A 22,219-nucleotide genomic window follows, 5' to 3' on the forward strand; every position below is an offset into this window, starting at 1 on the left:
TAGTTTCTAAAGCACTGTGAATGTTTTTTAATGCATATAATAACTACACAATACATACAAAATGCCTAAAGACACATCAATAAAATCAGTTTTAATAATAGGTTCAGGACCTATTGTTATTGGTCAAGCTTGCGAATTTGATTATGCAGGATCTCAATCTGCACGTTCTATTCGTGAAGAAGGAATTGAAGTTATCTTGATTAACTCAAACCCAGCGACGATTATGACCGACCCATCAATGGCCGATCATATTTATTTGAAACCTTTAACTACAAAATCGATTATTGAAATTCTGAAGGAACATCCACAAATTGATGCTGTTTTGCCTACAATGGGAGGTCAGACTGCTTTGAACTTGTGTTTGGAAGCTGAAGAAAAAGGAATCTGGCAGGATTTCGGAGTAAGATTAATCGGGGTTGATGTAAACGCAATTAATATTACAGAAGACAGAGAGCAGTTTAAACAGCTTTTAGAAAGAATAAATGTACCAACTGCACCTGCAAAAACAGCTACTTCTTATTTAGAAGGAAAAGAAATTGCTCAGGAATTTGGTTTCCCGCTTGTAATTCGTCCTTCGTTTACACTTGGTGGAACTGGAGCAGCAGTTGTTTACAAAAAAGAAGATTTTGATGAGCTTTTAACTCGCGGACTTGAAGCTTCTCCAATTCACGAAGTTTTAATTGACAAAGCTTTGATGGGATGGAAAGAATACGAATTAGAGCTTTTAAGAGATAAAAATGACAATGTTGTAATCATTTGTTCTATCGAAAATATGGACCCAATGGGAATCCACACTGGAGATTCGATTACAGTTGCGCCTGCAATGACTTTATCAGATACAACTTTCCAAAAATTACGTGACTACGCTATCTTAATGATGAGAAGTATTGGAAATTTTGCGGGAGGATGTAACGTACAATTCGCGGTTTCGCCAGATGAAAAAGAAGATATTGTAGCCATCGAAATCAACCCTCGTGTATCTCGTTCTTCTGCATTAGCATCAAAAGCAACAGGTTATCCAATTGCAAAAATCGCTTCTAAATTAGCTTTAGGATATAACTTAGATGAGTTACAAAACCAAATTACAAAATCTACTTCGGCTCTTTTTGAACCAACTTTAGATTATGTAATCGTAAAAATACCACGTTGGAACTTCGATAAATTTGAAGGATCTGACAGAACTTTAGGTCTTCAGATGAAATCTGTAGGTGAAGTTATGGGAATTGGACGTTCTTTCCAAGAAGCATTACACAAAGCAACTCAATCTTTAGAGATTAAGAGAAACGGAATTGGTGCTGATGGAAAAGGATATAAAAACTACGAACAAATTATCGAGAAACTAACTTACGCAAGTTGGGATCGTGTTTTTGTAATTTATGATGCAATTGCAATGGGAATTCCGTTGAGCCGTATCCATGAAATTACAAGAATCGATATGTGGTTCTTAAAACAATACGAACAACTTTATACTTTGGAAAAAGAAATTTCTAACTATAAAGTTTCAAATCTTCCTAAAGATTTATTGCTTGAAGCGAAACAAAAAGGTTTTGCTGACAGACAAATAGCGCACATGATGAATTGTCTTGAAAGTGAAGTACATGCTTTGCGTATGGAGCAAAACATCAACCGTGTGTTTAAATTGGTTGATACTTGCGCAGCAGAATTTAAAGCAAAAACACCTTATTACTACTCAACTTTTGAAGCTGAAATTGAAAAAGCAGATGGTAAGCGTTATGTAGATAACGAAAGTATTGTTATAGATAAAAAGAAAATCATCGTTTTAGGTTCTGGACCAAACAGAATTGGTCAGGGAATTGAGTTTGATTATTCTTGTGTACACGGAGTTTTAGCGGCAAAAGAATGCGGTTACGAAACCATCATGATCAACTGTAATCCAGAAACAGTTTCTACAGATTTTGACACAGCGGATAAATTATACTTCGAACCAGTTTTCTGGGAGCATATTTATGATATTATTCAGCATGAAAAACCTGAAGGTGTAATTGTACAGCTTGGTGGTCAGACAGCATTGAAATTGGCTGATAAACTTTCTAAATACGGAGTGAAAATCATCGGAACTAGTTTTGATGCACTTGATTTAGCGGAAGACAGAGGACGTTTCTCAGATTTATTAACTGAATTACATATTCCTTTCCCTAAATTTGGAATTGCTGAAACGGCTGATGAAGCTTCTGCACTTGCTGACACATTAGATTTCCCATTATTGATTCGTCCTTCTTATGTATTAGGAGGTCAAGGAATGAAAATTGTAATCAACAAAAAAGAATTAGAGGAGCACGTTATCAATTTATTGAAAACGATTCCAGGAAATAAATTGCTTTTAGATCACTATTTAGCCGGAGCAATCGAAGCTGAAGCTGATGCGATTTGTGATGCTGATGGAAATGTTTACATCATCGGAATTATGGAGCACATTGAGCCTTGCGGAGTTCACTCTGGGGATAGTAACGCAACATTGCCTCCTTTCAACTTAGGAGAATTTGTAATGCAGCAAATTAAAGATCATACACATAAAATTGCTAGAGCTTTAAAAACGGTTGGTTTAATCAATATTCAGTTTGCGATTAAAGACGATACAGTTTACATTATCGAGGCAAACCCAAGAGCTTCAAGAACGGTTCCGTTCATTGCAAAAGCTTACGGAGAACCTTATGTAAATTACGCTACAAAAGTAATGTTAGGTCACAATAAAGTAACTGACTTTGATTTCAATCCACAATTAAAAGGATACGCAATCAAACAACCAGTTTTCTCTTTCAGCAAGTTCCCGAATGTAAACAAAGCATTAGGACCAGAAATGAAATCAACAGGAGAAAGCATCTTGTTTATCGATGACTTGAAAGACGATCAATTCTATGAATTGTACTCTAGAAGAAAAATGTATTTGAGTAAATAATCTCGGATTTTATTATAAAAGAAAAGCTCCAATGAAAATTGGAGCTTTTTTATTTTTATTATCCCTAATGATTTTTGCAGTGAAATTACAATTATCCATTCTAATTTTCCGCAGAAACGCACAGCAGTGAGTCTACGTCCAGTATTCATCACGCTTAGTTTTGTGTTTAGTTGTAATATTTTGCGGATAAAGCGCACTGCTGTGTGTCTATACGATATCATTTGTGTGATTTGATGCATAAAAAAAGCTCCAAAATTATTTGGAGCTTTTTCTGATTTATAAAGTAAGATTGATGATTATTTTATCAATTGTTGCAAAGGTTTCAGCTGATCCATATTGATGTTTGATTTTTGTAAAACCGACATCAATGTCATAATGTTGTTCGGATTCATGTTTTTTCCGAGAACGCGGACAACAGCAAAACCATTTTCTTTTCTGGTGGCAAAAACCACAAACTCTTCGATGTTTTCATCTGTGCCTACATAACTTATTGAAGCTCCGTCTTTACCTGAACCAACTTTCATTAATTGCTGATACTTTGGATCTTTTAAAATCGCTTTCACTTTGGTGCGTTCTGTTTCAAATTCGGCTTGATTTTTATCTGTTGCTTTAAAGGCTAAAATGTTCATTTTGTCAAATGATTTTAAAGCTTCAGTTTGCTCGGCAGATAATTTTGCTTTGTCTACATTTAAAATATTAGATGAAACATCGACCGCGATAAAATCCTTTTTCTCGCTATTTTCAACAAAATACTTTTGCAATGAAGGTTCAGAATTACAACTAATTAAAGTCAGTAACGCTATTAGGGCTGAGGTAAAAACACGTGTTTTCATATATGTTGAATTTATTTTTTATTGGTCATATATGTTATCACCTTTTTATTTTTCGGTGTTTGTTTGCACAAACTTTCTATTAGTGGTGATTTCATGATTATTTTTTGCCTTTAGAGGCCTTTTTTAAGTCTGAACCGCCTGGAAGTTGCATTTTGTCCGTAAGTACAGAAATTTCGTTTAAGTCAAAATTACCAGTTAGAGACAGTAAAACCGTTTCGTCATTTTTTGCCCCGTCAACAAACATCAGTAATTCTTTGATTTGCGAGTCGCTTGCGCCAGATTTTACCATGATGCGAACATTTTTACCGCTGTCGTTTACTCGCATCAATTCTTCTAAACCTGCTGTTTTAATGTATTTATCAGCAGAAGCTTTCATGTCAGCTTCAATTTTAGGATTTTTAGTTGTAAACACTTTTAGGTAATCTAATTTTTTGATCAGATTAATATACTGCTGTGTTTCTTTGTCAGTAGCGTCAACTTTTACTTTGCTCATTAAATCGAACATTTTTTTGTTTACAATTACTGATGTTACATCGTCTTGACCGTCAAATTTGTCAAAAGCGCCCTGACCATAAAATACATTTGTAACAAAGGCGAATACTAGTGTTATGATGAAATTTTTCATTTTTGATTGATTTTAATTACTGTTTAAAGATTTTGTTTTTTGATTGTTCATATTCGTTAATGTATTGTACACTTCCAATACCTATATTAACATTGTTTGATAATAGTGCCAAAGCTTTTTGAGTTGCCTTTAAAGCTTCTTCAGGATTATCATAGGTTCCCAGTTCTGACTGCGCCACAGCCGGAGCTGTATTTTCTTGGCTTGCAAAGAAATAGGTTCCAATTCCGAGTAAAACAACCGCCGAAGCTGCAATTGATAACCACGCCACATTTCGTTTCTTGTCCCGAGGCCTCGGGAGTGGAATCTCTTGTGTCGATTTTTGTTGTTTTACCTGAGAGAAATAACCAAACATTGGCTGATATTGCTCTAAATGCTGCGCAACATTTGGAGATGAGAAATAGTCTTTTAATTCTTTTTCTTCAGCAATAGTTGTTTCTCCCTGAAAGTATTTTTCTAATATATATTCTATTCTATCTAATTCCATAACTGTGTGTGTTAACCATTGATTCTCTAATTTTTTTTCTCGCTCTCGAAAGTGCTACTCGAATAGCAGTTTCATTCATGTTGACAATTTTCGCAATTTCATCAAATTCATACTGCTCAACATCCCGAAGCTGAATTAATATTTGAAGCTGTTCTGGCAGCTGATTTATAATTTTTTCAACCCATTCTAAACTATCAGAATCTTCTAATTTTTTATCTAATTGAGGTTCTCGGTCTGTAAAATTGTTATGCACAATTTTAAGGTTTCCGGCTCTTTTAGATTTTAATTGATCCAGACAATAATTCTTGGTCATTGTCATGGCAACTGCTTCGATATTATTATAGGAATTTAAATTGTCTTTTTTGTTCCATAATTTTACCATCACTTCCTGAGTGGCATCTTCTGCCTCTTCGGTGCTGGTGAGCAATCTTTTTGCCAGACGAAAAACTTTGTCTTTAAAAGGATTAATTAATTCTATAAACACATTCTGATTCATAAAATTGGTTGGTTATTCGTTAGCTTATATAGTCAAGACGAGGCACTATTATTTTTGTTACAGCCTCTTTGAAAAAAAATTACAGAAAAAATGAAATAAACTTAATAGAGTTAAAACTAAAGGTAGTATTTTTACGTTAATAGAATACCAAGAACATTTTTATGAAAACAATATTAAAGAGTTTACTACTAATTTTTATGCTTGCCTTTACTTTACAGTCCTGTGAAGATCAGGATGATGTAGAAGCTCCGGCAACTTTGCAAGTAAATGATTTTATCTGGAAAGGATTAAATGCAGTTTATTTGTGGCAAGCTGATGTGCCAAATTTGGCCGATGATAGATTTAGCAGTCAAGCAGAATTAAACTCTTATTTATCTGGATATTCAAAACCTGAGGAATTATTTCAAGATTTATTAAATAAACCAATCAGTAAATACCCTGCAAGTGCAATTGACCGTTTTAGCTGGATTGTTGATGATTATACAGTATTGGAACAAGAACTTAACGGAATCACAAAAAATAATGGTGTAGATTTTAAACTTACAAGAGTTGCTGATGGCTCAAATGATGTTGTAGGTTATGTGCGTTATATTATTCCAAATTCTGATGCTTCGGCTAAAGCTATAAAAAGAGGTGATTTGTTTACTGCTGTAAATGGTACAAAACTTACGGTTTCTAATTATCAATCTTTATTGCTAGCTCAAGATAGTTATACTTTAAATTTTGCCGATTATAATGGTTCAACTTTTGTTTTGAACGGAAAATCGGTTGCTTTGACTAAAACGGTTTTAGAAGAAAATCCAATTTTAATTAATAAAGTAATTACTTCTGGCAGTCATAAAATTGGCTATTTAATGTATAACGGTTTTTATTCTGATTATGATGTTAAATTAAACCAAGCTTTTGGTGAACTAAAAGCACAAGGAATTACAGAGCTAGTTTTGGATTTAAGATATAACGGAGGAGGTTCTGTACGTTCGTCAACTCGTTTGGCAAGTATGATTACAGGTCAGTTTAACGGAAAAGTATTTTCAAAACAACAATACAACTTGAAATTAATGGCTACAATGACTACAGAAGATCTGGAGTCTTTGAACCAAAGATTTGTGAGTAATATTGATGGCACGGCTTTAAATAGTCTGAATTTGTCGAAAGTTTATGTATTAACAACTGCGAACACGGCATCGGCAAGTGAATTAGTTATTAATGGTTTAAAACCTTACATTGATGTTGTTCAGATTGGTGAGACAACAACTGGAAAAAATGTGGGTTCATTTACTGTTTATGATTCACCAACTTTTACAAAATCAAAAGTAAATCCAAATCATAAATATGCGATGCAACCATTGGTTTTTAAAATTACCAATGCGCAAGATTTTGGTGATTATACTTCAGGATTGGTTCCGACTTATGTTCAGTTAGAATATATAAGCAGTTATGGAGTACTTGGAGATCCTGCTGAACCATTATTGAATCTGGCAATTTCTAAAATTACTGGAGCCACTGCTAAAAAGATTCAAACCGACAAAAGTTTTGTTTTACCTTATATAGACGATTCGAAAAAAATCAACGGATTACGAAATGAAATGTATTTAGAAACTGCTCCTAAACAGTTTTCAAAATCGTTAAAATAAAAAAAAAGGCTTTCAGAAATGAAAGCCTTTTTTTCAAAAAAATCCAAAAACTAATTTAAAAATAAAGGTATATTAATTGTTGAAGTAAAAACCATTTGGTCCAACACCTACAGTTAATTCTTTTTGTGATACACCACTTAAGTTGTAGATGTAAGCTTTACTGTTTGATGCATAATCTCCAGCATCAGCAATATAAATTTTATTGTTTTCTACAGCAAAACCATAAATAGAACCACCAGTTGGAAGATTAGCAGTTAAAATTGGCGTTGTAGAAGCTTCTGTTGCAGAAGGGCTAATTGCGTAAACTGAATTGTTTGACGTATAGTAAATTTTATCATTATAAATATCTAAGTATCCAGCTCTGTCTAAAGATTTTGGGAAAGTGATTTTAGTAACTGATTTATCAGATAGTTTTACTTTTACAATTTCGCTTCTGTTATCTCCGTAAGGAGCTCTCAAAACATATAAAATTCCGTCTTTAACTTCCATGCTGTCTCCACTAGTACCAATTGTAACAGGAGTTTCAAGTGCTTTTGTTGCTGCATTTACAACCAATACTTTGTCATTATAACTATCAGTAATATAAAATTTACCGTTTTCTAATACAATACGGTTTGCAGTAGCTTTCAATTCAATTTTAGATTCTACTTTATTAGTAGCTAAATCAATTACAGCAATATAATCATCAGTATTTCCAGTTGCAGGATTACTGTACGAATACGTGTTTGCATTGGTTACATACGCTTTTCCGTCTTTTACAACACCATATCTTGGGTTTGCTAATCCGCTGTCAACTTTTGCAATTAATTTAAATGTATATCTGTTTACAACATTAATTACGTTAGATCCACCAGCGATGATATAAGCATTATCTCCGTTAAAAAAGATGTTTTGTAGATACACTCCTGCAAAATCACCTGTATTTACTGTTTTGTAAACATCAGCTGTAAAATTGGCCAAATCATCACTTGCAAAAGAAACCGAACCACCGCCAGAATTTCCTTCATTTAAAATGAAAAATCCATTATCATAAGCACCTTTCGGGTCATTATCATCGTCGTTAGAACAAGAAACAAAAAGCGATACGCTTACTGCTAATAAAAATAATCTAGTTAGCTTCATTATATTAAAATTTAAGGTTTAAGTACAAATTAAAATTTCTTCCTGGCATTGGTCTATTTTCAAGGCTTTCGTAATTTTCGTTCCAAAGATTTAATACTTGAAACCCAAGTTTGAAAGAACTTAAAAATTTGAAATCATAATCGATTCCAATATTCGAAACCGTATAGGCATCGACAATTTCATTTGGATCATTATCAGCCTGCGTGTATACAAATCCATTATAAAGGAATTGATAATAGGCCGAGATTCGGCTTCTCGAATACGAAACCGACGCTGTTACTTTGTTAAAAGGAACAAAAAACAATTGTTTGTCAGTTTCTGTGTTTTCTGAAACGGTGTAGGCGTAAGTGGCATTGGCTCCAAAATAATTTTTGCCATACTGTTTTTTCCAGCTCACTAAAGTTTCAGCTCCATAACTATTGACTTTGTCTGTATTTTCAGGTTTCCAGATGCCCCCGCTTCCTGGAACCCATCGTAACAAATCAGTAATTTTGATGTAGTAAAAAGTCTGTGTAAGTGAAATGTTTTTGAAAGTAAAAACATTTCCAATTTCTGCCTGATAGGAACTTTCGGGTTTCAAATCTGGATTTCCGCCTTCTTCCCAATACAAATCATTGAAAGTTGGAATTCTGAAATTTCGAGATAAATTCAATTTGAAATTATATAGTTTTCCAAATTGATAAGATGATCCTAAATTGTATAAAACAGGTGATTTGTAATTGTCTGTGAATTCTTTTCGAACACCAAATTCAGTCTTCCAATCTTTAGAAAAATCTTGTTTTACTAATACTGCCGCCGAACTGATTTCTCGTGTATTATTTCCAAAACCGCTTCCAAAGCCTTTTGTTCGGTTATAATCTAAAATTCCGTTTACTTGTGTCGATTTAAAAAGTGTGTATCCTAAATCTGCCTTAGTAATCAAGTTTTCGGTTTTTCCGAAAGTATATTGATTAAAAGAATTATCAGGGTAATATTGGTAATTTTCAAAAATATAGGCCGTTTTGAAATTGGCTTTAAACTTGCCGAAGTTACCATCATATTCCAGTAAATTTCTGTTGAAACCGTTTACATATTTGCTTGGGGTTTCGGTTTCTGTTATTAAAGAGGTATTTCGATCTGTATTTGAAGTTTGGCTATAAAGTTTTAAACTGTTTTTGGCATCAAATTTATATCCCAAATTGGCACTCAAAGTGACAACATCATATTGTCCGTTTTGATTCCAGCGTTGTTCGCCTTTCCAAGTATATCTGTCCAGATATTTATAGTCGTTTGTCGAGCTGTTTTTAGAAAAACCAATTTGAGCGCTCCATTTTTCGTTGGAAATGTTAGTTTTATAATTGATACCGATCGTGTTGAAACTTCCGTAATCGAGTTTTAAATTGTTCTCAAACCGATTATAAAATGCCAAATCGTTATTTAAATGCACAGTTCCACCCACGGCACCGCTTCCATAAATAACACTTCCGCCACCAGCTTTAACGCTTATAGAATTATAATCGGAACCTGAAATCGTATTGAAATCGGTACTTCCATTCATTTGAGAATTAATGTTGATTCCGTTCCAGATTACTGCCGTTTGCGATGAAGTCGTTCCTCTGAAGGCAACTGTCGAAAGCATTCCGCGGCCGTATTCTTTAAAATAAATAGTAGAATTAAAATTCAAAAGATCAGTCAATAAAGCTTCATTTTTATTGATAACCGAATCATTTAGTTTTAAAACCGATTGTGAAGCAGAATATTTTTTAAGATTAGCATCAGAAACTATAACTTCTTTCAAACCAGTAATAGAGTCCTTTTGCGCCCAAATAAATTGGCACAGCAATAATAAACTAAAAGCGAAATATTTTTTTAAAATCATAATTTCTACACTCTTTTTCCCGAGAGTTCGATCTTTGTTTCAAAGGCAGGTCTCCTGGCTTGCGTCTTGTTGTTTGCCTTCCCATCACGCAAGGCATGACAGTGGTTTGTAGATAACAACAAGCATTCTTTTTAGAACTAAGCTTACAGTTGCGGGTACAGCTCAAGATTTTACTTGATTCCCTTTTAATGTGTTTTTATAAATAAAACACAACCTTAATTTTGCGCAAAGATAAAGTTAAAATTATTGAATTTTCAAATTTGTTTTACTTTTTGAGTCAAATTCTAAACAAAACCCCTGTCAAAGCTCAATTTTAATGACTTGGCCAAAATCTACTTTATTTTGAAAAACTTCTTTTAATGGCAATGAAGTTTGATGACATAAGATACTTCTGATAATTCCGGCATGTGCAACAATGACGATTGGGTTTTGGATGTTTTTTGAAAGAATTTCAGATAAAAAATCACCAACTCTGTCATGTAATTCAACAAAAGATTCGCCGTTTGAAACTCGAATATTCACAAAATCTTCCATCCAAGGATTGAGTTCTTCTTGTGGAATTTCATTCCAGTTTTTTAATTCCCAATCGCCAAAATTCATTTCTTTTAAACGATCATCTTCCTGATAGGAAATGGTTTTGATGTTGTTCTGAATATGTTTTGCTAAAATCACACAACGCTTCAATGGACTTGAAAAAATAATCGCTTCTGAAGGTAATTTAGAAATTATTTTGTCAAAAATAATGTCAAAAGGTTCAGCAATATCTACATCAGATTGTCCGTAACAGATTCCTTTTTCACAGACCGTTTCGGTATGTCGAACTAGATAAATTTCCATATAAAAAGAAGGCTTAAATAAAAAACAACTTCGCAAACTTGTTGTGTTGCGCCAAGGCAATCGCCTGTATATCCGTCAATCCATTTTTGGAAATATCTTGCTAAAAAATATCTTGTCAAGAAAACCGGAATTAAAATCAAAATCGTTTTTATTTCAAAAGAGAAATAGGAGAGTGCCAGCAACGGAACTAATCCGAAGAAAAATGATCCTGAAATTTCTTTCCAAGTATGCTGTTTTGCAATTGGTTTGCTTTTGCTTGTAGCATCATCTCTTGAATATTCATGAGTAAAAATAATGCTGATTGCCGCCAAACGACTTACAGCATGAACTGAAATAAAAAACAAGAATAGTAAAAAATAGTTATTGTCATTTTTGAAAATTAGAATCGATTCTGAAATCAATTTGAATTTGGATAAAAATAATAAGACCAGACCAATCGCTCCATAAGCACCAATGGCACTGTCTTTCATAATCATCAGAATTTTTTCCTTGGTCCAGCCTCCGCCAAAACCATCACATACATCGGCAAAACCATCTTCATGAAAAGCTCCGGTTGTTAAAACAGAAGCAATTATAGCAAAAATTACAGCCGTTTCTACTGAAAGAAAAAGTGAAAAAAGATAAAAAGCCAAAAATGAAATGCTCCCAACAATCCATCCGATAAAAGGAAAATAGCGTGTGGCTTTATTTAAATAATCGGGATGATGTGTAATGTTTTTTGGACATGGAATTCGGGTGTAAAACATTAAACAGGTGAAGAAGATATGTAGTTCTTTTTTCATTTAGATTGTGTTTGTTTGGCTAAAGCCCTTTTAAGAGGCAATATTTTATTCCAACATCTAAAGATGTTGGCAATTGATTTTTTTAATTTTATTACTTTTTGATATAGATAGTATGTTTTTTTTTAGAAAAGTTAATATTAAAAAAAAGTTTTTTATTTCAGTTGCCTCCAGATTTATCTGGAGGTTAGTATGAGATCACAAAGAAAAGGGCTTTAGCCAAAAAATCAAAGTAAAGTTGTCAGATCATAATTTTTGAATTGTTTCCAGTTTTTTTTTGTAGATTAAATAAAATTGCTAAAAGCAAGGTTTTAGTCAAAATTTAAGGAGTTGTTTTGAATCCAAACCTGATTATAAACTCGTCATATTCTTCTTGAAATGTTTTCTTCTTGAAATGTTTTCTTCTTATGATGTTCTTCCTGATTTTTAATATAATCTTTGACTTTATTGATAATAGATTCTGAGACTGAAACAGCAAAATATTCATCTTGCCATTCAAACTTTTGTTTGGTTAATTGGTTTTTATTAATCCAATAAGAAGATTCTCCTTTCAATAATTGAATCGTTTTCTGAATCGTTTGGTTATTTCCAAGAGAAATTAAACAATGACAATGATCAGAGTATCCGTTAATAAGCTCAATAAATATTTCTTTTTTTAAAGCATTTTCTTTGATGTGTTGCCAAACTTTCTGACGTAAATCAAAAGAGTTTAAGAATGGAAACCTGTTTTTTGTACTCCAAACGCAATGAATGTAAACTTTAGTAAAAGGCATTTATAAGATTTTTAATTTTAATCTACAACGCCATAAAGTGTAAATTATTTCCTACTTACTCCGGCACTTTCAAAACTAGCCATTTCATTCAAAAAAGCTTCAGCCGATTTTAAAATTGGGAAAGCAATTGCACATCCAGTTCCTTCGCCAAGACGCAAATCTAGGTTTAAAATTGGTTTTGCATTTAAATAATTAAGTAATTTTTGATGCGCCTGTTCAGCGGAGCAATGACAAAAAACAGCATTTTCTTTAATATCTGGATTGATTTTAGAAGCGATTAAAAAAGCAACAGAACAAATAAAGCCATCCACCAAAATCAGCATTTTATTTTCAAAGGCCGAAAGCATTCCGCCTGCCATTTGCAGGATTTCGAAACCGCCAAAATAAGCCAACTGCGACATTAATTCGGCTTGACCGGAATAATTTTCGATTGTTTTTTTTAGAAGATTATGTTTTTGAATCAGTTTTTCATCGATTATACCTGTACCTTTTCCAATGCATTCTTCAATTGGAAAACCCGTCAAAAGACTCATCAAAACAGAAGCTGTAGAAGTATTCCCAATTCCCATTTCGCCAAAACCAATGCAGTTTGAATCAGTTTTGGCAATCTCATCAACGATTGATTTTCCTTTTTCAAAACACAATTTTAATTCTGCCTCGCTCATCGAGGGCACATGTAGAAAAGACTGTGTTCCTTTGGCAACTTTTGCATTAATCAATTTTGCGTTTGTTGGAAAATCATAATTAACTCCTGCATCAACAATGGATAACTCAATGTTATTTTGTCTGCAAAAAACATTGATTGCTGCGCCACCGTCCAGAAAGTTGCTAACCATTTGTCGCGTCACATCTTGCGGATAAGCACTTACGCCGTGATTCGCAATTCCGTGATCAGCGGCAAAAACAACCATATTGGGTTTGATGATTTTTGGTTCCAAAGTTTTAAAAACTTTTGCCATTTGAAAAGCTAAAGTTTCTAAAGTTCCCAAAGCGCCAACAGGTTTCGTTTTTGAATCTATTTTTTCTTGCAGAAGTTGATCAAAATCTGATGAAATATTTTTTTCTGAAGAAGCTGTACTCTTTATTTCTGAAATTGAACTTTCGTGTACATTTTGAATTTCGGTACAAATTGGACTTTCCGATTTTTGTTTCCAATGCAATTGCTGGAGCATTGGCTGATTATTGTAGTTTGTAGCAGGTTTTCCAATGCAGAAATAACCTAAAGGTTCAATATTTTCAGGCAAATCTAGAATCTTTTTAAACTGATAATAATTTAAAATCGAAACCCAACCCATTCCGTAACCTTGTTCTGTCAGCGAAAGCCAAATATTCTGCGCGGCACAAACCGAACTGAATTTCACCGCTTCATTGCTGCCAACAGTTCCAATTGTAAATTGATTTAAAACAGATCGATCATAAGCAATTATAAGTCCAATTGGCGCTTCTTCAATTGCTTCTAATTTTAGGGATCTGTAAAGTTCTTTCTGTTCCTGATTATCAGTAAGTTCTTCTGCTTTTTTATTGTAATCTAAAAACAGATTTTTAATTGCAGTTTTGACTTCAGTAGATTTGATAAGATAATATCGTGTTGCATCTGTAAGCCCAACGGAAGGCGCCCAATGTCCGGCCTGCAAAGCTTTTTGCATCACTTCGTCAGGAACTTCATCAGTTGTAAAATGTCGGGTATCGCGACGTGATTTTAAAATATCATCTAAATGGCTCATCTTCAAAAATCAATAACAATTTCAAAAATCAATTTCAATTTATTCTTTGTGTAAAGATACTTTACGATATTGGAATTTCAGGATTTAAAATTTAGAAATTGCTCTATTGATTTTTGCCATTCATATTGAAATTGAATTTTGTTAACCTTTTATTTTGACCGGAATTCCCGAAATCATTAAAACAACTTCATCGGCATTTGATGCTAAAAACTGATTCATCCAGCCTTGAAGTTCAGTAAATTTTCTGCCAATATGAGTTTCGGCATGAACTCCCATTCCAATTTCATTGGTTACAATTATTAATGTGCCTTCTTGTTTGGCTATTTTAATGAATTCGTTTTTCGCTTCTTCCAGCGATAACGAAACATCATTTTTAGTATCGATAAAAAAGTTGGTCAGCCATAAGGTTACACAGTCAATCAAGGTCACTTTTCCCGAAAAATCAATTTCGCTTAAATATTTTTCTTTTTCGATATTGGTCCAGCGTTCATCGCGTTCCAGCTGATGCCGATCAATACGATTCTGAAAATCGGCATCCCATTTTCTGGCTGTCGCAACGTATATTGGTGTATCTGAAAGTTCTAAAGCTAATTTCTGGGCATAACTGCTTTTTCCAGAACGCTCGCCACCGGTAATTAAATAAATCATCTTTAATTGTTAATTGTAAATTGTTAATTATAAATTTATGCTAGAATTTGTTTTTTTGAAGTTTTAAGAATACTGGTTATTAATTTTAAAATTGCGATTGCATCATTGTGAATGTTTTCGAATTCCTTTTCATTTAAATAATCAGTTGCCTTTAATAATTCAAGCCAATAAACTGTTTCGTTGGTTCTTTTTGAACAATAGCAAATTTATGAATGAAATCACTTTTGCTTTCAGCATGCTCCGCTTCTCTCATCATGGCGCCAACACTAGTTCCTGATCTCAGAAGTTGTTTCGAAAGTATAAATTCTTTTTTATTGTTATTTAAATATTGATATAGTTTAACAATTCTGATTGCAAAATCAAAACTTTTGTTTTTCACAACGTTGTTTTTCATAATTAACAACTAACAATTTATAATTAATAATTAGTACGGGCAATGCCTGCAATCGTTTCCGCAACAAGTTCCTCTTTTGAGGTGAAACCAGGATTTAAAAACATAATTGCCATTTTCGATATAAAAGTCAATTCCTTCTATTAGTTTTTCGGTTTTTGGTAGAGATATAGCTTTGTTTTTTAAAGCTTTTTCAGGAGTTAGTGTTTCAACGTAAGCATCAATTTTATCTTCACAGGCTTCTTTAAAGCAAACTGGGCACAAACAGTCGCCTCCCTCTGAAAGGTTAAAAATTGGTGGGTAATCATTGCACCAGCATTTGTTTTCAACCGAAATATCTCCACAGCTGAAAGAAGTTTCACAGCTTGAGCAAATTTTTGTTTTTATGGTATTCATAAATGTAAAGATACAGTTTGTTGAATTTTGTAAGAATAAAAGTAAACAAAAAAATCAGAAAATGATTTACCTTTGTCCCTATCCAAAACGTTAAATATGAAATTTTATTTACCTAAGTTAGTATTTTTTCTTTCTTTTTTCATTCTTACAGGATGTAAAAAAAATGAAAATATTGTAGTCGAAAAGTCAGAAATTGCAAAAAATAGTATAGAATATGCTTCAGGGCTTTCTATTGTAAAACAGGAAGGTTATTCTGTTGTCACTATTTCAAATCCTTGGCCCAATGCGAATAAGGATTTCAAGTATATTCTGAAAGAAAAAGACGCTAATGTTCCAGATAGTCTTCAAACTTATCCAGTTATAAAAGTTCCTTTAGAGTCAGTTGTGGTAACTTCAACAACTAATATTCCATTTTTAGAAATGTTGGAAGTAGAAAATAAATTGGTTGGTTTTCCACATACTGATTATATTTCTTCTGAAAAAACAAGGGCACTTATTGATAAAGGTTCAGTGAAAAACGTTGGACAAAATGAAAAACTGAATATTGAGCAATTAATCGAATTATCGCCAGATTTGATTGTGACTTTTGGAGTAGACAACAACAATCCGATGTTGGATAATTTGAAAAAAAGTGGTTTGAATGTTTTAATTCAAGGAGATTGGATGGAACAGTCGCCACTTGGAAAAGCCGAATGGATTAAGCTTTATGGTACATTATTTGGCAAAGAAGACAAAGCAAAAGAATTGTTTGATAAAATTGTTGAGAGCTACAATCAAGCTAAAAAATTAGTTGCCGATAAACCTGCAACAACAAAAGTTTTATATGGTTCAATGTACGAAGATGTTTGGTATGTTGCCAAAGGAAACAGCTGGGTCGCACAATTTATGAAAGATGCAAAATCAGATTATTTGTGGAGCAGTTTAAAAGGAACAGGAAGTGAAGGTTTGTCTTTTGAAAAAGTTTTGGAAAAAGCAAAAACGGCAAATGTTTGGGTGGTTTCGGGATCTTTTAAAAACTTAGATGAACTGCAAAAAGCAAATCCGCATTATGGTGAGTTTGATGCTTTTAAAAACAAATCGGTTTATTCTTTAGAAAGTAAATTTGGAGCAACTGGCGGTACTGTTTTTTATGAATTGTCGCCAAGCCGTCCTGATTTGGTTCTAAAAGATTATATCAAAATTTTCCATCCAGATTTATTGTCGGGTTACGAATTTACTTTTGCATCAAAACTGAATTAAATTGGCAAACAAAAAAAGAAATACCATTTTATTTGTCGTTTTGTCTTTAGGCCTTTTGCTGATGTTTTTTGCGAGTATCAGTTTAGGATCTGTTACAATTCCACTAAAAGATGTTTTTACTAGCTTAACAGGCGGACAGGCGACAAAATCAACTTGGGAATATATTATTATTAATTATCGTTTGCCAAAAGCAATTACGGCAGTTTTGGTAGGAACTGGACTTTCAATCAGCGGACTTTTAATGCAGACTTTGTTCCGAAATCCGTTGGCAGGGCCTTATGTTTTAGGACTTAGTTCTGGAGCAAGTTTGGGTGTTGCTTTTGTGATTTTAGGCGCTGGATTTTTGCCTTCTTTTTTGAAAGTGATTGCGCTTTCATCTTACGGAATTGTAATTGCTTCTACTTTTGGAAGTACATTAGTTTTGCTTTTAGTTTTAGTAGTTTCTCAGAAATTACGAGATACAATGGCAATATTAATTGTAGGATTAATGTTTGGAAGTTTTACTACAGCAATTGTGAGCGTTCTAACTTATTTCAGTACAGCCGAACAGCTTCAGAAATTTACTTTTTGGTCGATGGGAAGTCTTGGCAATCTTTCATGGTCAACAATCGGGATTTTGACATTTTGTGTCGGAATTGGTTTGGCTTTAAGCGCCAATAGCATTAAACCTCTAAATGCTTTATTGCTTGGCGAAAACTATGCGAAAAGTATGGGATTGAATTTTAAAAGAGCACGATTGATTATCATATTTGCAACTAGTATTTTGGCAGGAAGTATTACTGCTTTTGCCGGCCCAATTGCTTTTGTTGGATTAGCCGTTCCTCATATTGCAAAACTGACATTCCAAACGAGTAATCATACGATTTTGTTTTGGAGTACTTTGTTCTTTGGAGCTATAATAATGTTGTTTTGTGATATCGTTTCGCAAATGCCGGGATTTGATGTTACGTTGCCAATAAATGCTATAACGTCAATTATTGGCGCGCCGGTTGTGATTTGGCTTTTGGTAAGGAAAAGAAATTTTAGATAAATTATTTGGCCACAGATTTTATAGATTAAACGGATGTTCACAGATTCTTTTTAATTATTTATCCCGATAGCTATCGGGAGTGGCAAAGAAAAAACTTAGAATCTTAGAGGCTTAGAAACTTAGTAACTTAAAAAATGAAAACAATTCTATCAACTTCAAACTTAAATATTGGATATAAATCCAAGAAAGCAACTGTGACTATTGCTGAGAATTTAAATTTGAATTTAACTTCAGAAAAACTAATTGCTTTGATTGGAGCAAATGGAATTGGGAAATCGACTTTATTGCGAACTATTACCGGAATTCAGCATCCTTTATCAGGAAATGTTTTTTTGAATGATAAAAATATAAATACTTACAAACCTCTTGATCTAGCACAAAATTTAAGTTTAGTTTTAACCGAAAAACTACCGCCAAGTAATCTTTCAGTTTTTGAATTGGTCGCACTTGGACGTCAGCCTTACACGAATTGGGTTGGAACTTTAACAGAAACAGATATAGAAAAAGTTCACGAGGCAATGCAATTGACACAAATCGAAAATCTCGCTCAAAAAAAGCATTACGAAATAAGCGACGGACAATTACAAAAGGTTTTAATTGCCAGAGCTTTGGCACAAGATACGCCGCTTATTATTTTAGACGAACCAACAACACATTTAGATTTGCTTCATAAAGTTTCCTTATTTAAATTATTGAAAAAACTTACGCAGGAAACTCAAAAATGTATTTTATTCTCAACGCACGATATTGATTTGGCCATTCAGTTAAGTGACGAAATGATTATCATGACGCCAGAAAATGTAGTGCAAGACGAGCCATGTAATTTAATTTCGAACGGAAGTTTTGCTTCTTTATTCAAAGACGAACATATTATTTTTGATGGAGAAAAAGGGAAGTTTATTGTGACTTAATTTACTTTTCCTGCAAGGTTTGAAAAACCTTACAGGAAACCGAAAATATTCGATTAAACAGTTAAACAAATAAACGATTAAACTTTTAAATTAATCTGTCTCTTAGCTTCGCCAACTACAAAAGCAACAGAATTAGCAATATTAAAAGAACGAATAAGCGGTGACATCGGAATCGTTAAATGATTCTCAAATCGTGCCATAAACTCTTGGCTTAAACCAACGCTTTCTTTTCCAAAAACCAGCCAGTCTCCATCCTGAAAATCATTTTCTAAATACGATTTGTCAGAATGCGAACTCATTAAAAATACTCGAGATTGATCCGGAATTTGTTTTACCCATTCGTCAACATTTGGATATTCGGTTACGTCAAGATGAACCCAATAATCCAAACCAGAGCGTTTTAGGTTTTTGTCATTGATTACAAAGCCAAAAGGATGAATTAAATGAAGTCGGCTTTCTGTACCAACGCACAATCTTCCAATGTTTCCAGTGTTATTTGGTATTTCAGGTTCTACAAGAACAACGTTTAGCATTTTTTTTGAGTTATGAATTATAAGTTATAAGTTATGAATTTCAGAAATTATCTAATTATCTAATTGTCACATTGGCATATTGCCACATTCTCTAATTATCAAATTGATCTACTTCGCGAACTTCTCCGGCTTTTAAGTTTTGCAAATATACATTTCCAATCCGAACACGAACCAAGCGTAATGTTGGAAAACCAACTGCGGCAGTCATTTTTCGAACTTGACGAAATTTCCCTTCGGTTACCGTAATAGATGCCCAGGAAGTCGGGCCATGGCGTTCGTCTCTGATTTTTTTTGCTCTTAGTCCAAAATCTGGAACTTCGGTAACTATCGAAGCTTTGCAGCGTTTTGTTTTGTATTTACCGCCATCAAGTCCAATTTCGACACCTTTTTGCAATTGTTCAATAGCTTCTGGTGTAATTAAACCATCGACCTGAACATAATATTCTTTTTCGAACTTTTTGCTTCTTACGAGTTCACTCATATTGCCGTCAGTGGTTAATAAAAGCAAACCTTCAGAATCTTCGTCCAGTCTTCCAATTGCCATTGTTCCTTCGGGAAAATCATGCAGTTCGCCCAAAAGCTTTTTCTTTCTTTTTAATTCGTAAATAAATTGGCTCAAATAGCCGTAAGGTTTAAAAAGAATAAAGTGTCTGTGCATTTTTAATTTTTTGCAAAGATAGGTTCTTTGGTAAAATTAAAGCAGAAGTTCTGCCTAGAACTGTTTTTAGTCTTTCATTTTTTTTAGCCATTGATACACAAACCAAACTACAGTTATGGCAAAAACGACAATTAGAAAAGTATAATAATCTTTGAAAAAGTCATGAAAATAACTTCCAATAAAAATATAAGCCGAAGCCATGCATAATTTAATCAGGATAAATTCGGCATTCGACCAGCATGTTTTGATTTTAAAGAAATTCATAGTAATACAAATTGTTAAGTTGCTTTAAATAAAGGTAGTGAATTTTGAAAGATGGCAATTATAAAACAAAAGCAATGTCAAGTCGTAAAATGTTCCGATTTAGAATTCGTAATATTATAGTTAGAACGCAAAATAATAAAGTTATGGAAACGAATAATTTAGGATCAAAAAAAATAAACGGAGTACAAAAAAACATAGACGATACAAAAGGAAAAAATGTTTCGCATGATGGCAAAGCTGATGATGCTAATTTGAAAAAAGAAGTTGTCGCAGATAAAGATGGAAACAAAGAAATTGTAGAAAGAGCTCGAAATGAAAATGAAGAAATCAAAAAAGTTTCTGATGACATAAATCCGAATAATCCAAATGCAAATCGAGGTGTAGAAACGGATGAAGAAGCCAATAAAACAGTCGAAAATAAGGACAGGAATTCAGATATCACTCCAAACCGTTATCCAAACTCAAATCCAGAAAGTCATAAAGACAGAGGAAACATGAAATTAGACGAAGAAAGCTGAATTTATAAGGATTTTTTTGTTTGCAGAAGGATTTTTAACATCAAATAACATTTGTTACGATATCAAGTTAATGTTATGGTAAACTCAAGTTTTGAGTCGGTCATCGAGTAAGAACTTCGTAAATTGTAAGGACAAATTTAAATTATAAGAACATGGCACTTTTAGAAAACAAAGTGGCTTTTGTATCTGGTGGAGGTTCAGGAATTGGCCGCGCTGTTGCAGAAGCTTATGCTCAAGAAGGAGCAAAAGTTGTCCTTTCGGATATTAACGTTGAACACGGTGAAGAAACCGTAAAAATTATAAAAGACAGTGGGGGTGAAGCCTTTTTTGTAAAAGGAGATTCATCGAGCGCAAGCGATAACAAACACATGGTTGAGGTTGCTGTTTCAAAATACGGCCGACTTGATATTGCTTGTAATAACGCAGGAATGGGCGGACCCGCAAAACCTACTGGAGAATATGAGCCAGAAGCTTGGGATCGTGTAATTGCACTTAATTTAAGTGGTGTTTTTTATGCGTGCCGCTATCAATTGGAACAAATGGAAAAAAATGGCGGTGGAAGCATTGTTAATATTGCTTCAATTCATGGTCAGGTTGCTGCGCCAAATAGCCCGGCTTATACGGCTTCAAAACATGGAGTTGTGGGGTTAACAAAAAATATTGCAGCCGAATATGCTTTAAAAAATATTCGTTGTAATGCTGTTGGTCCAGGTTATATTGAAACAGCTTTGTTAAAAGATAATCTAACAGATAATATGATGGATGCGGTTGCTGCAAAAGCGCCAATGAACCGTTTAGGAACTGCTAAAGAAGTTGCTGATTTGGTTGTATTTTTAAGTTCTGAAAAATCTTCTTTTACAACAGGAAGCTACATAATTGCTGATGGAGGTTATACCGCAATTTAAAATAATTATAAAATTGAAAAAGGCTGTCTATTTTGTAGACAGCCTTTTTTTGTATTAATAGGCAATTAATTTTTTAAAAACATCAAAATCTGGTTCTGGAATTATTGGGTGAAAATATTCCAATTGCCATTGCTGTGTTTTTTTTGCTTGTTTGCTTTCTGTTTCATCCCATGGCGGGTAAACTCTAATAGCTCTTTTTCCTTCATGGGTTTTTGTAGAAAAAACACCTTTTTCAAGCAAAACATTTTTTGGGAAAATGAATTGCCCCAAAAGAGCCTCTTTTCGAACACTTACAATAACAAAATCGATAGCGTCGTCAAAATCAAATGGTTCAATGATTCCAAGTCGGGTTCGTTTCCACAAAGTGACAAATTGCCCTGTTTTTGTTGGCGTAATTTTAGCCTCACGATAACAAATGTGTTTTTCATTCATTAAAAAACGATACGCACTGTAGTCAATGCTCTCACTTTCTTGCTGTGGCTGTGTGCAGTCAAAATCAAAGCAATCATAAACCAGTTCTTTGGCTAAAATTAAATCCTTGGGGAAAGATTTGTGGTTCGACCAGTGGTTTTTTACGATCATTTTGAGAAGACTGGCTTTTAGGCTTGTTTTCAAAATTATGTAGGTTTAGGGGGTTACGTAGG

23 protein-coding genes, 1 pseudogene and 1 riboswitch are annotated in these 22,219 nt (G+C 33.5%); of the genes and pseudogenes, 7 read left to right on the plus strand and 17 right to left on the minus strand.

The window, feature by feature from the left end:
- Positions 1–61 precede the first annotated feature (61 nt).
- Positions 62–2,917 carry a carbamoyl-phosphate synthase large subunit gene (carB, locus tag RB619_RS16595; RefSeq protein WP_308099482.1) on the plus strand — a complete coding sequence of 952 codons (2,856 nt, stop codon included), beginning with the start codon at positions 62–64 and terminating at the stop codon, positions 2,915–2,917.
- A 296-nt stretch (positions 2,918–3,213) separates the two neighbouring features.
- On the opposite strand, the gene RB619_RS16600 is transcribed toward carB, so the two are convergent.
- The 4 genes from RB619_RS16600 to RB619_RS16615 form a co-directional block, all read right to left on the minus strand.
- Complete coding sequence (locus RB619_RS16600) at positions 3,214–3,750, minus strand: DUF4252 domain-containing protein (protein WP_308099484.1); 537 nt, start codon at positions 3,748–3,750, stop codon at positions 3,214–3,216.
- A 97-nt stretch (positions 3,751–3,847) separates the two neighbouring features.
- Positions 3,848–4,375 (minus strand): DUF4252 domain-containing protein, encoded by a 528-nt coding sequence (locus tag RB619_RS16605; protein ID WP_308099486.1) that lies wholly within the window; start codon positions 4,373–4,375, stop codon positions 3,848–3,850.
- 16 nt (positions 4,376–4,391) lie between these two features.
- Positions 4,392–4,859, minus strand: coding sequence for a hypothetical protein (locus RB619_RS16610; RefSeq protein ID WP_308099488.1), 468 nt, complete (start codon positions 4,857–4,859; stop codon positions 4,392–4,394).
- Positions 4,846–5,355 carry a sigma-70 family RNA polymerase sigma factor gene (locus RB619_RS16615; protein ID WP_308099489.1) on the minus strand — a complete coding sequence of 170 codons (510 nt, stop codon included), beginning with the start codon at positions 5,353–5,355 and terminating at the stop codon, positions 4,846–4,848. Before RB619_RS16615 ends, RB619_RS16610 begins: the two co-directional genes overlap by 14 nt.
- Positions 5,356–5,516: 161 nt before the next feature.
- Between RB619_RS16615 and RB619_RS16620 the strand changes: the two genes are divergently transcribed.
- On the plus strand, positions 5,517–6,989 hold the full coding sequence (locus RB619_RS16620) for a S41 family peptidase (protein WP_308099492.1): 1,473 nt from the start codon (positions 5,517–5,519) through the stop codon (positions 6,987–6,989).
- A gap of 72 nt (positions 6,990–7,061) precedes the next feature.
- Here the strand turns inward: RB619_RS16620 and RB619_RS16625 are convergent, their stop codons facing one another.
- The 9 genes and pseudogenes from RB619_RS16625 to RB619_RS16665 all read right to left on the minus strand — a co-directional run bounded on the left by RB619_RS16625 (position 7,062) and on the right by RB619_RS16665 (position 15,517).
- The gene (locus RB619_RS16625) at positions 7,062–8,111 is read right to left on the minus strand and encodes an amine dehydrogenase large subunit (RefSeq protein ID WP_308099493.1); all 1,050 of its coding nucleotides are present in this window, start codon (positions 8,109–8,111) and stop codon (positions 7,062–7,064) included.
- Positions 8,112–8,115: 4 nt separating this feature from the next.
- Positions 8,116–9,969 (minus strand): TonB-dependent receptor domain-containing protein, encoded by a 1,854-nt coding sequence (locus RB619_RS16630; protein WP_308099494.1) that lies wholly within the window; start codon positions 9,967–9,969, stop codon positions 8,116–8,118.
- 26 nt (positions 9,970–9,995) lie between these two features.
- Positions 9,996–10,202: riboswitch (cobalamin riboswitch) on the minus strand.
- Positions 10,203–10,269: 67 nt separating this feature from the next.
- Positions 10,270–10,806: an alpha-ribazole phosphatase gene (cobC, locus tag RB619_RS16635; RefSeq protein WP_308099497.1), complete on the minus strand. Its 537-nt coding sequence runs from the start codon at positions 10,804–10,806 to the stop codon at positions 10,270–10,272.
- The gene (locus RB619_RS16640; protein WP_308099499.1) at positions 10,791–11,588 is read right to left on the minus strand and encodes an adenosylcobinamide-GDP ribazoletransferase; all 798 of its coding nucleotides are present in this window, start codon (positions 11,586–11,588) and stop codon (positions 10,791–10,793) included. Before RB619_RS16640 ends, cobC begins: the two co-directional genes overlap by 16 nt.
- 359 nt (positions 11,589–11,947) lie before the next feature.
- On the minus strand, positions 11,948–12,358 hold the full coding sequence (tnpA, locus tag RB619_RS16645) for an IS200/IS605 family transposase (protein ID WP_308099501.1): 411 nt from the start codon (positions 12,356–12,358) through the stop codon (positions 11,948–11,950).
- 44 nt (positions 12,359–12,402) lie between these two features.
- Positions 12,403–14,082 carry a nicotinate-nucleotide--dimethylbenzimidazole phosphoribosyltransferase gene (gene cobT / locus RB619_RS16650; RefSeq protein ID WP_308099503.1) on the minus strand — a complete coding sequence of 560 codons (1,680 nt, stop codon included), beginning with the start codon at positions 14,080–14,082 and terminating at the stop codon, positions 12,403–12,405.
- Positions 14,083–14,223: 141 nt separating this feature from the next.
- Positions 14,224–14,730: a bifunctional adenosylcobinamide kinase/adenosylcobinamide-phosphate guanylyltransferase gene (locus tag RB619_RS16655; protein ID WP_308099504.1), complete on the minus strand. Its 507-nt coding sequence runs from the start codon at positions 14,728–14,730 to the stop codon at positions 14,224–14,226.
- Between the two features lie 35 nt (positions 14,731–14,765).
- Positions 14,766–15,124 (minus strand): annotated as a pseudogene (locus tag RB619_RS16660) (four helix bundle protein).
- A gap of 30 nt (positions 15,125–15,154) precedes the next feature.
- Positions 15,155–15,517 carry a DUF5522 domain-containing protein gene (locus RB619_RS16665; RefSeq protein ID WP_308099505.1) on the minus strand — a complete coding sequence of 121 codons (363 nt, stop codon included), beginning with the start codon at positions 15,515–15,517 and terminating at the stop codon, positions 15,155–15,157.
- A gap of 96 nt (positions 15,518–15,613) precedes the next feature.
- On the opposite strand from RB619_RS16665, the gene RB619_RS16670 reads away from it, so the two are divergent.
- From RB619_RS16670 to RB619_RS16680, 3 genes are all read left to right on the plus strand, one after another.
- Complete coding sequence (locus RB619_RS16670) at positions 15,614–16,756, plus strand: ABC transporter substrate-binding protein (RefSeq protein WP_308099506.1); 1,143 nt, start codon at positions 15,614–15,616, stop codon at positions 16,754–16,756.
- A gap of 1 nt (position 16,757) precedes the next feature.
- On the plus strand, positions 16,758–17,786 hold the full coding sequence (locus RB619_RS16675; protein WP_374119718.1) for a FecCD family ABC transporter permease: 1,029 nt from the start codon (positions 16,758–16,760) through the stop codon (positions 17,784–17,786).
- Positions 17,787–17,920: 134 nt separating this feature from the next.
- Positions 17,921–18,697, plus strand: coding sequence for an ABC transporter ATP-binding protein (locus RB619_RS16680; RefSeq protein ID WP_308099507.1), 777 nt, complete (start codon positions 17,921–17,923; stop codon positions 18,695–18,697).
- Between the two features lie 77 nt (positions 18,698–18,774).
- On the opposite strand, the gene RB619_RS16685 is transcribed toward RB619_RS16680, so the two are convergent.
- From RB619_RS16685 to RB619_RS16695, 3 genes are all read right to left on the minus strand, one after another.
- Complete coding sequence (locus RB619_RS16685) at positions 18,775–19,230, minus strand: tRNA (cytidine(34)-2'-O)-methyltransferase (protein WP_308099508.1); 456 nt, start codon at positions 19,228–19,230, stop codon at positions 18,775–18,777.
- 91 nt (positions 19,231–19,321) lie between these two features.
- Positions 19,322–19,888 carry a pseudouridine synthase gene (locus RB619_RS16690; protein WP_308099509.1) on the minus strand — a complete coding sequence of 189 codons (567 nt, stop codon included), beginning with the start codon at positions 19,886–19,888 and terminating at the stop codon, positions 19,322–19,324.
- A gap of 66 nt (positions 19,889–19,954) precedes the next feature.
- Positions 19,955–20,152 carry a hypothetical protein gene (locus tag RB619_RS16695; RefSeq protein WP_308099510.1) on the minus strand — a complete coding sequence of 66 codons (198 nt, stop codon included), beginning with the start codon at positions 20,150–20,152 and terminating at the stop codon, positions 19,955–19,957.
- A gap of 143 nt (positions 20,153–20,295) precedes the next feature.
- Here RB619_RS16695 and RB619_RS16700 point away from each other — a divergent pair, with 143 nt between their 5' ends.
- Together RB619_RS16700 and RB619_RS16705 are read left to right on the plus strand one after the other, a co-directional pair.
- A complete protein-coding gene (locus RB619_RS16700) occupies positions 20,296–20,670 on the plus strand; it encodes a hypothetical protein (RefSeq protein WP_308099511.1) in 375 nt (124 codons plus the stop codon).
- 152 nt (positions 20,671–20,822) lie between these two features.
- Complete coding sequence (locus tag RB619_RS16705) at positions 20,823–21,575, plus strand: glucose 1-dehydrogenase (RefSeq protein WP_308099514.1); 753 nt, start codon at positions 20,823–20,825, stop codon at positions 21,573–21,575.
- A gap of 54 nt (positions 21,576–21,629) precedes the next feature.
- On the opposite strand, the gene RB619_RS16710 is transcribed toward RB619_RS16705, so the two are convergent.
- Positions 21,630–22,190, minus strand: coding sequence for a MepB family protein (locus RB619_RS16710; protein WP_308099516.1), 561 nt, complete (start codon positions 22,188–22,190; stop codon positions 21,630–21,632).
- Positions 22,191–22,219: the final 29 nt, after the last annotated feature.

Origin of the sequence: Flavobacterium sp. LHD-80, assembly GCF_030929605.1 — a bacterium.
GTDB lineage: Bacteria > Bacteroidota > Bacteroidia > Flavobacteriales > Flavobacteriaceae > Flavobacterium.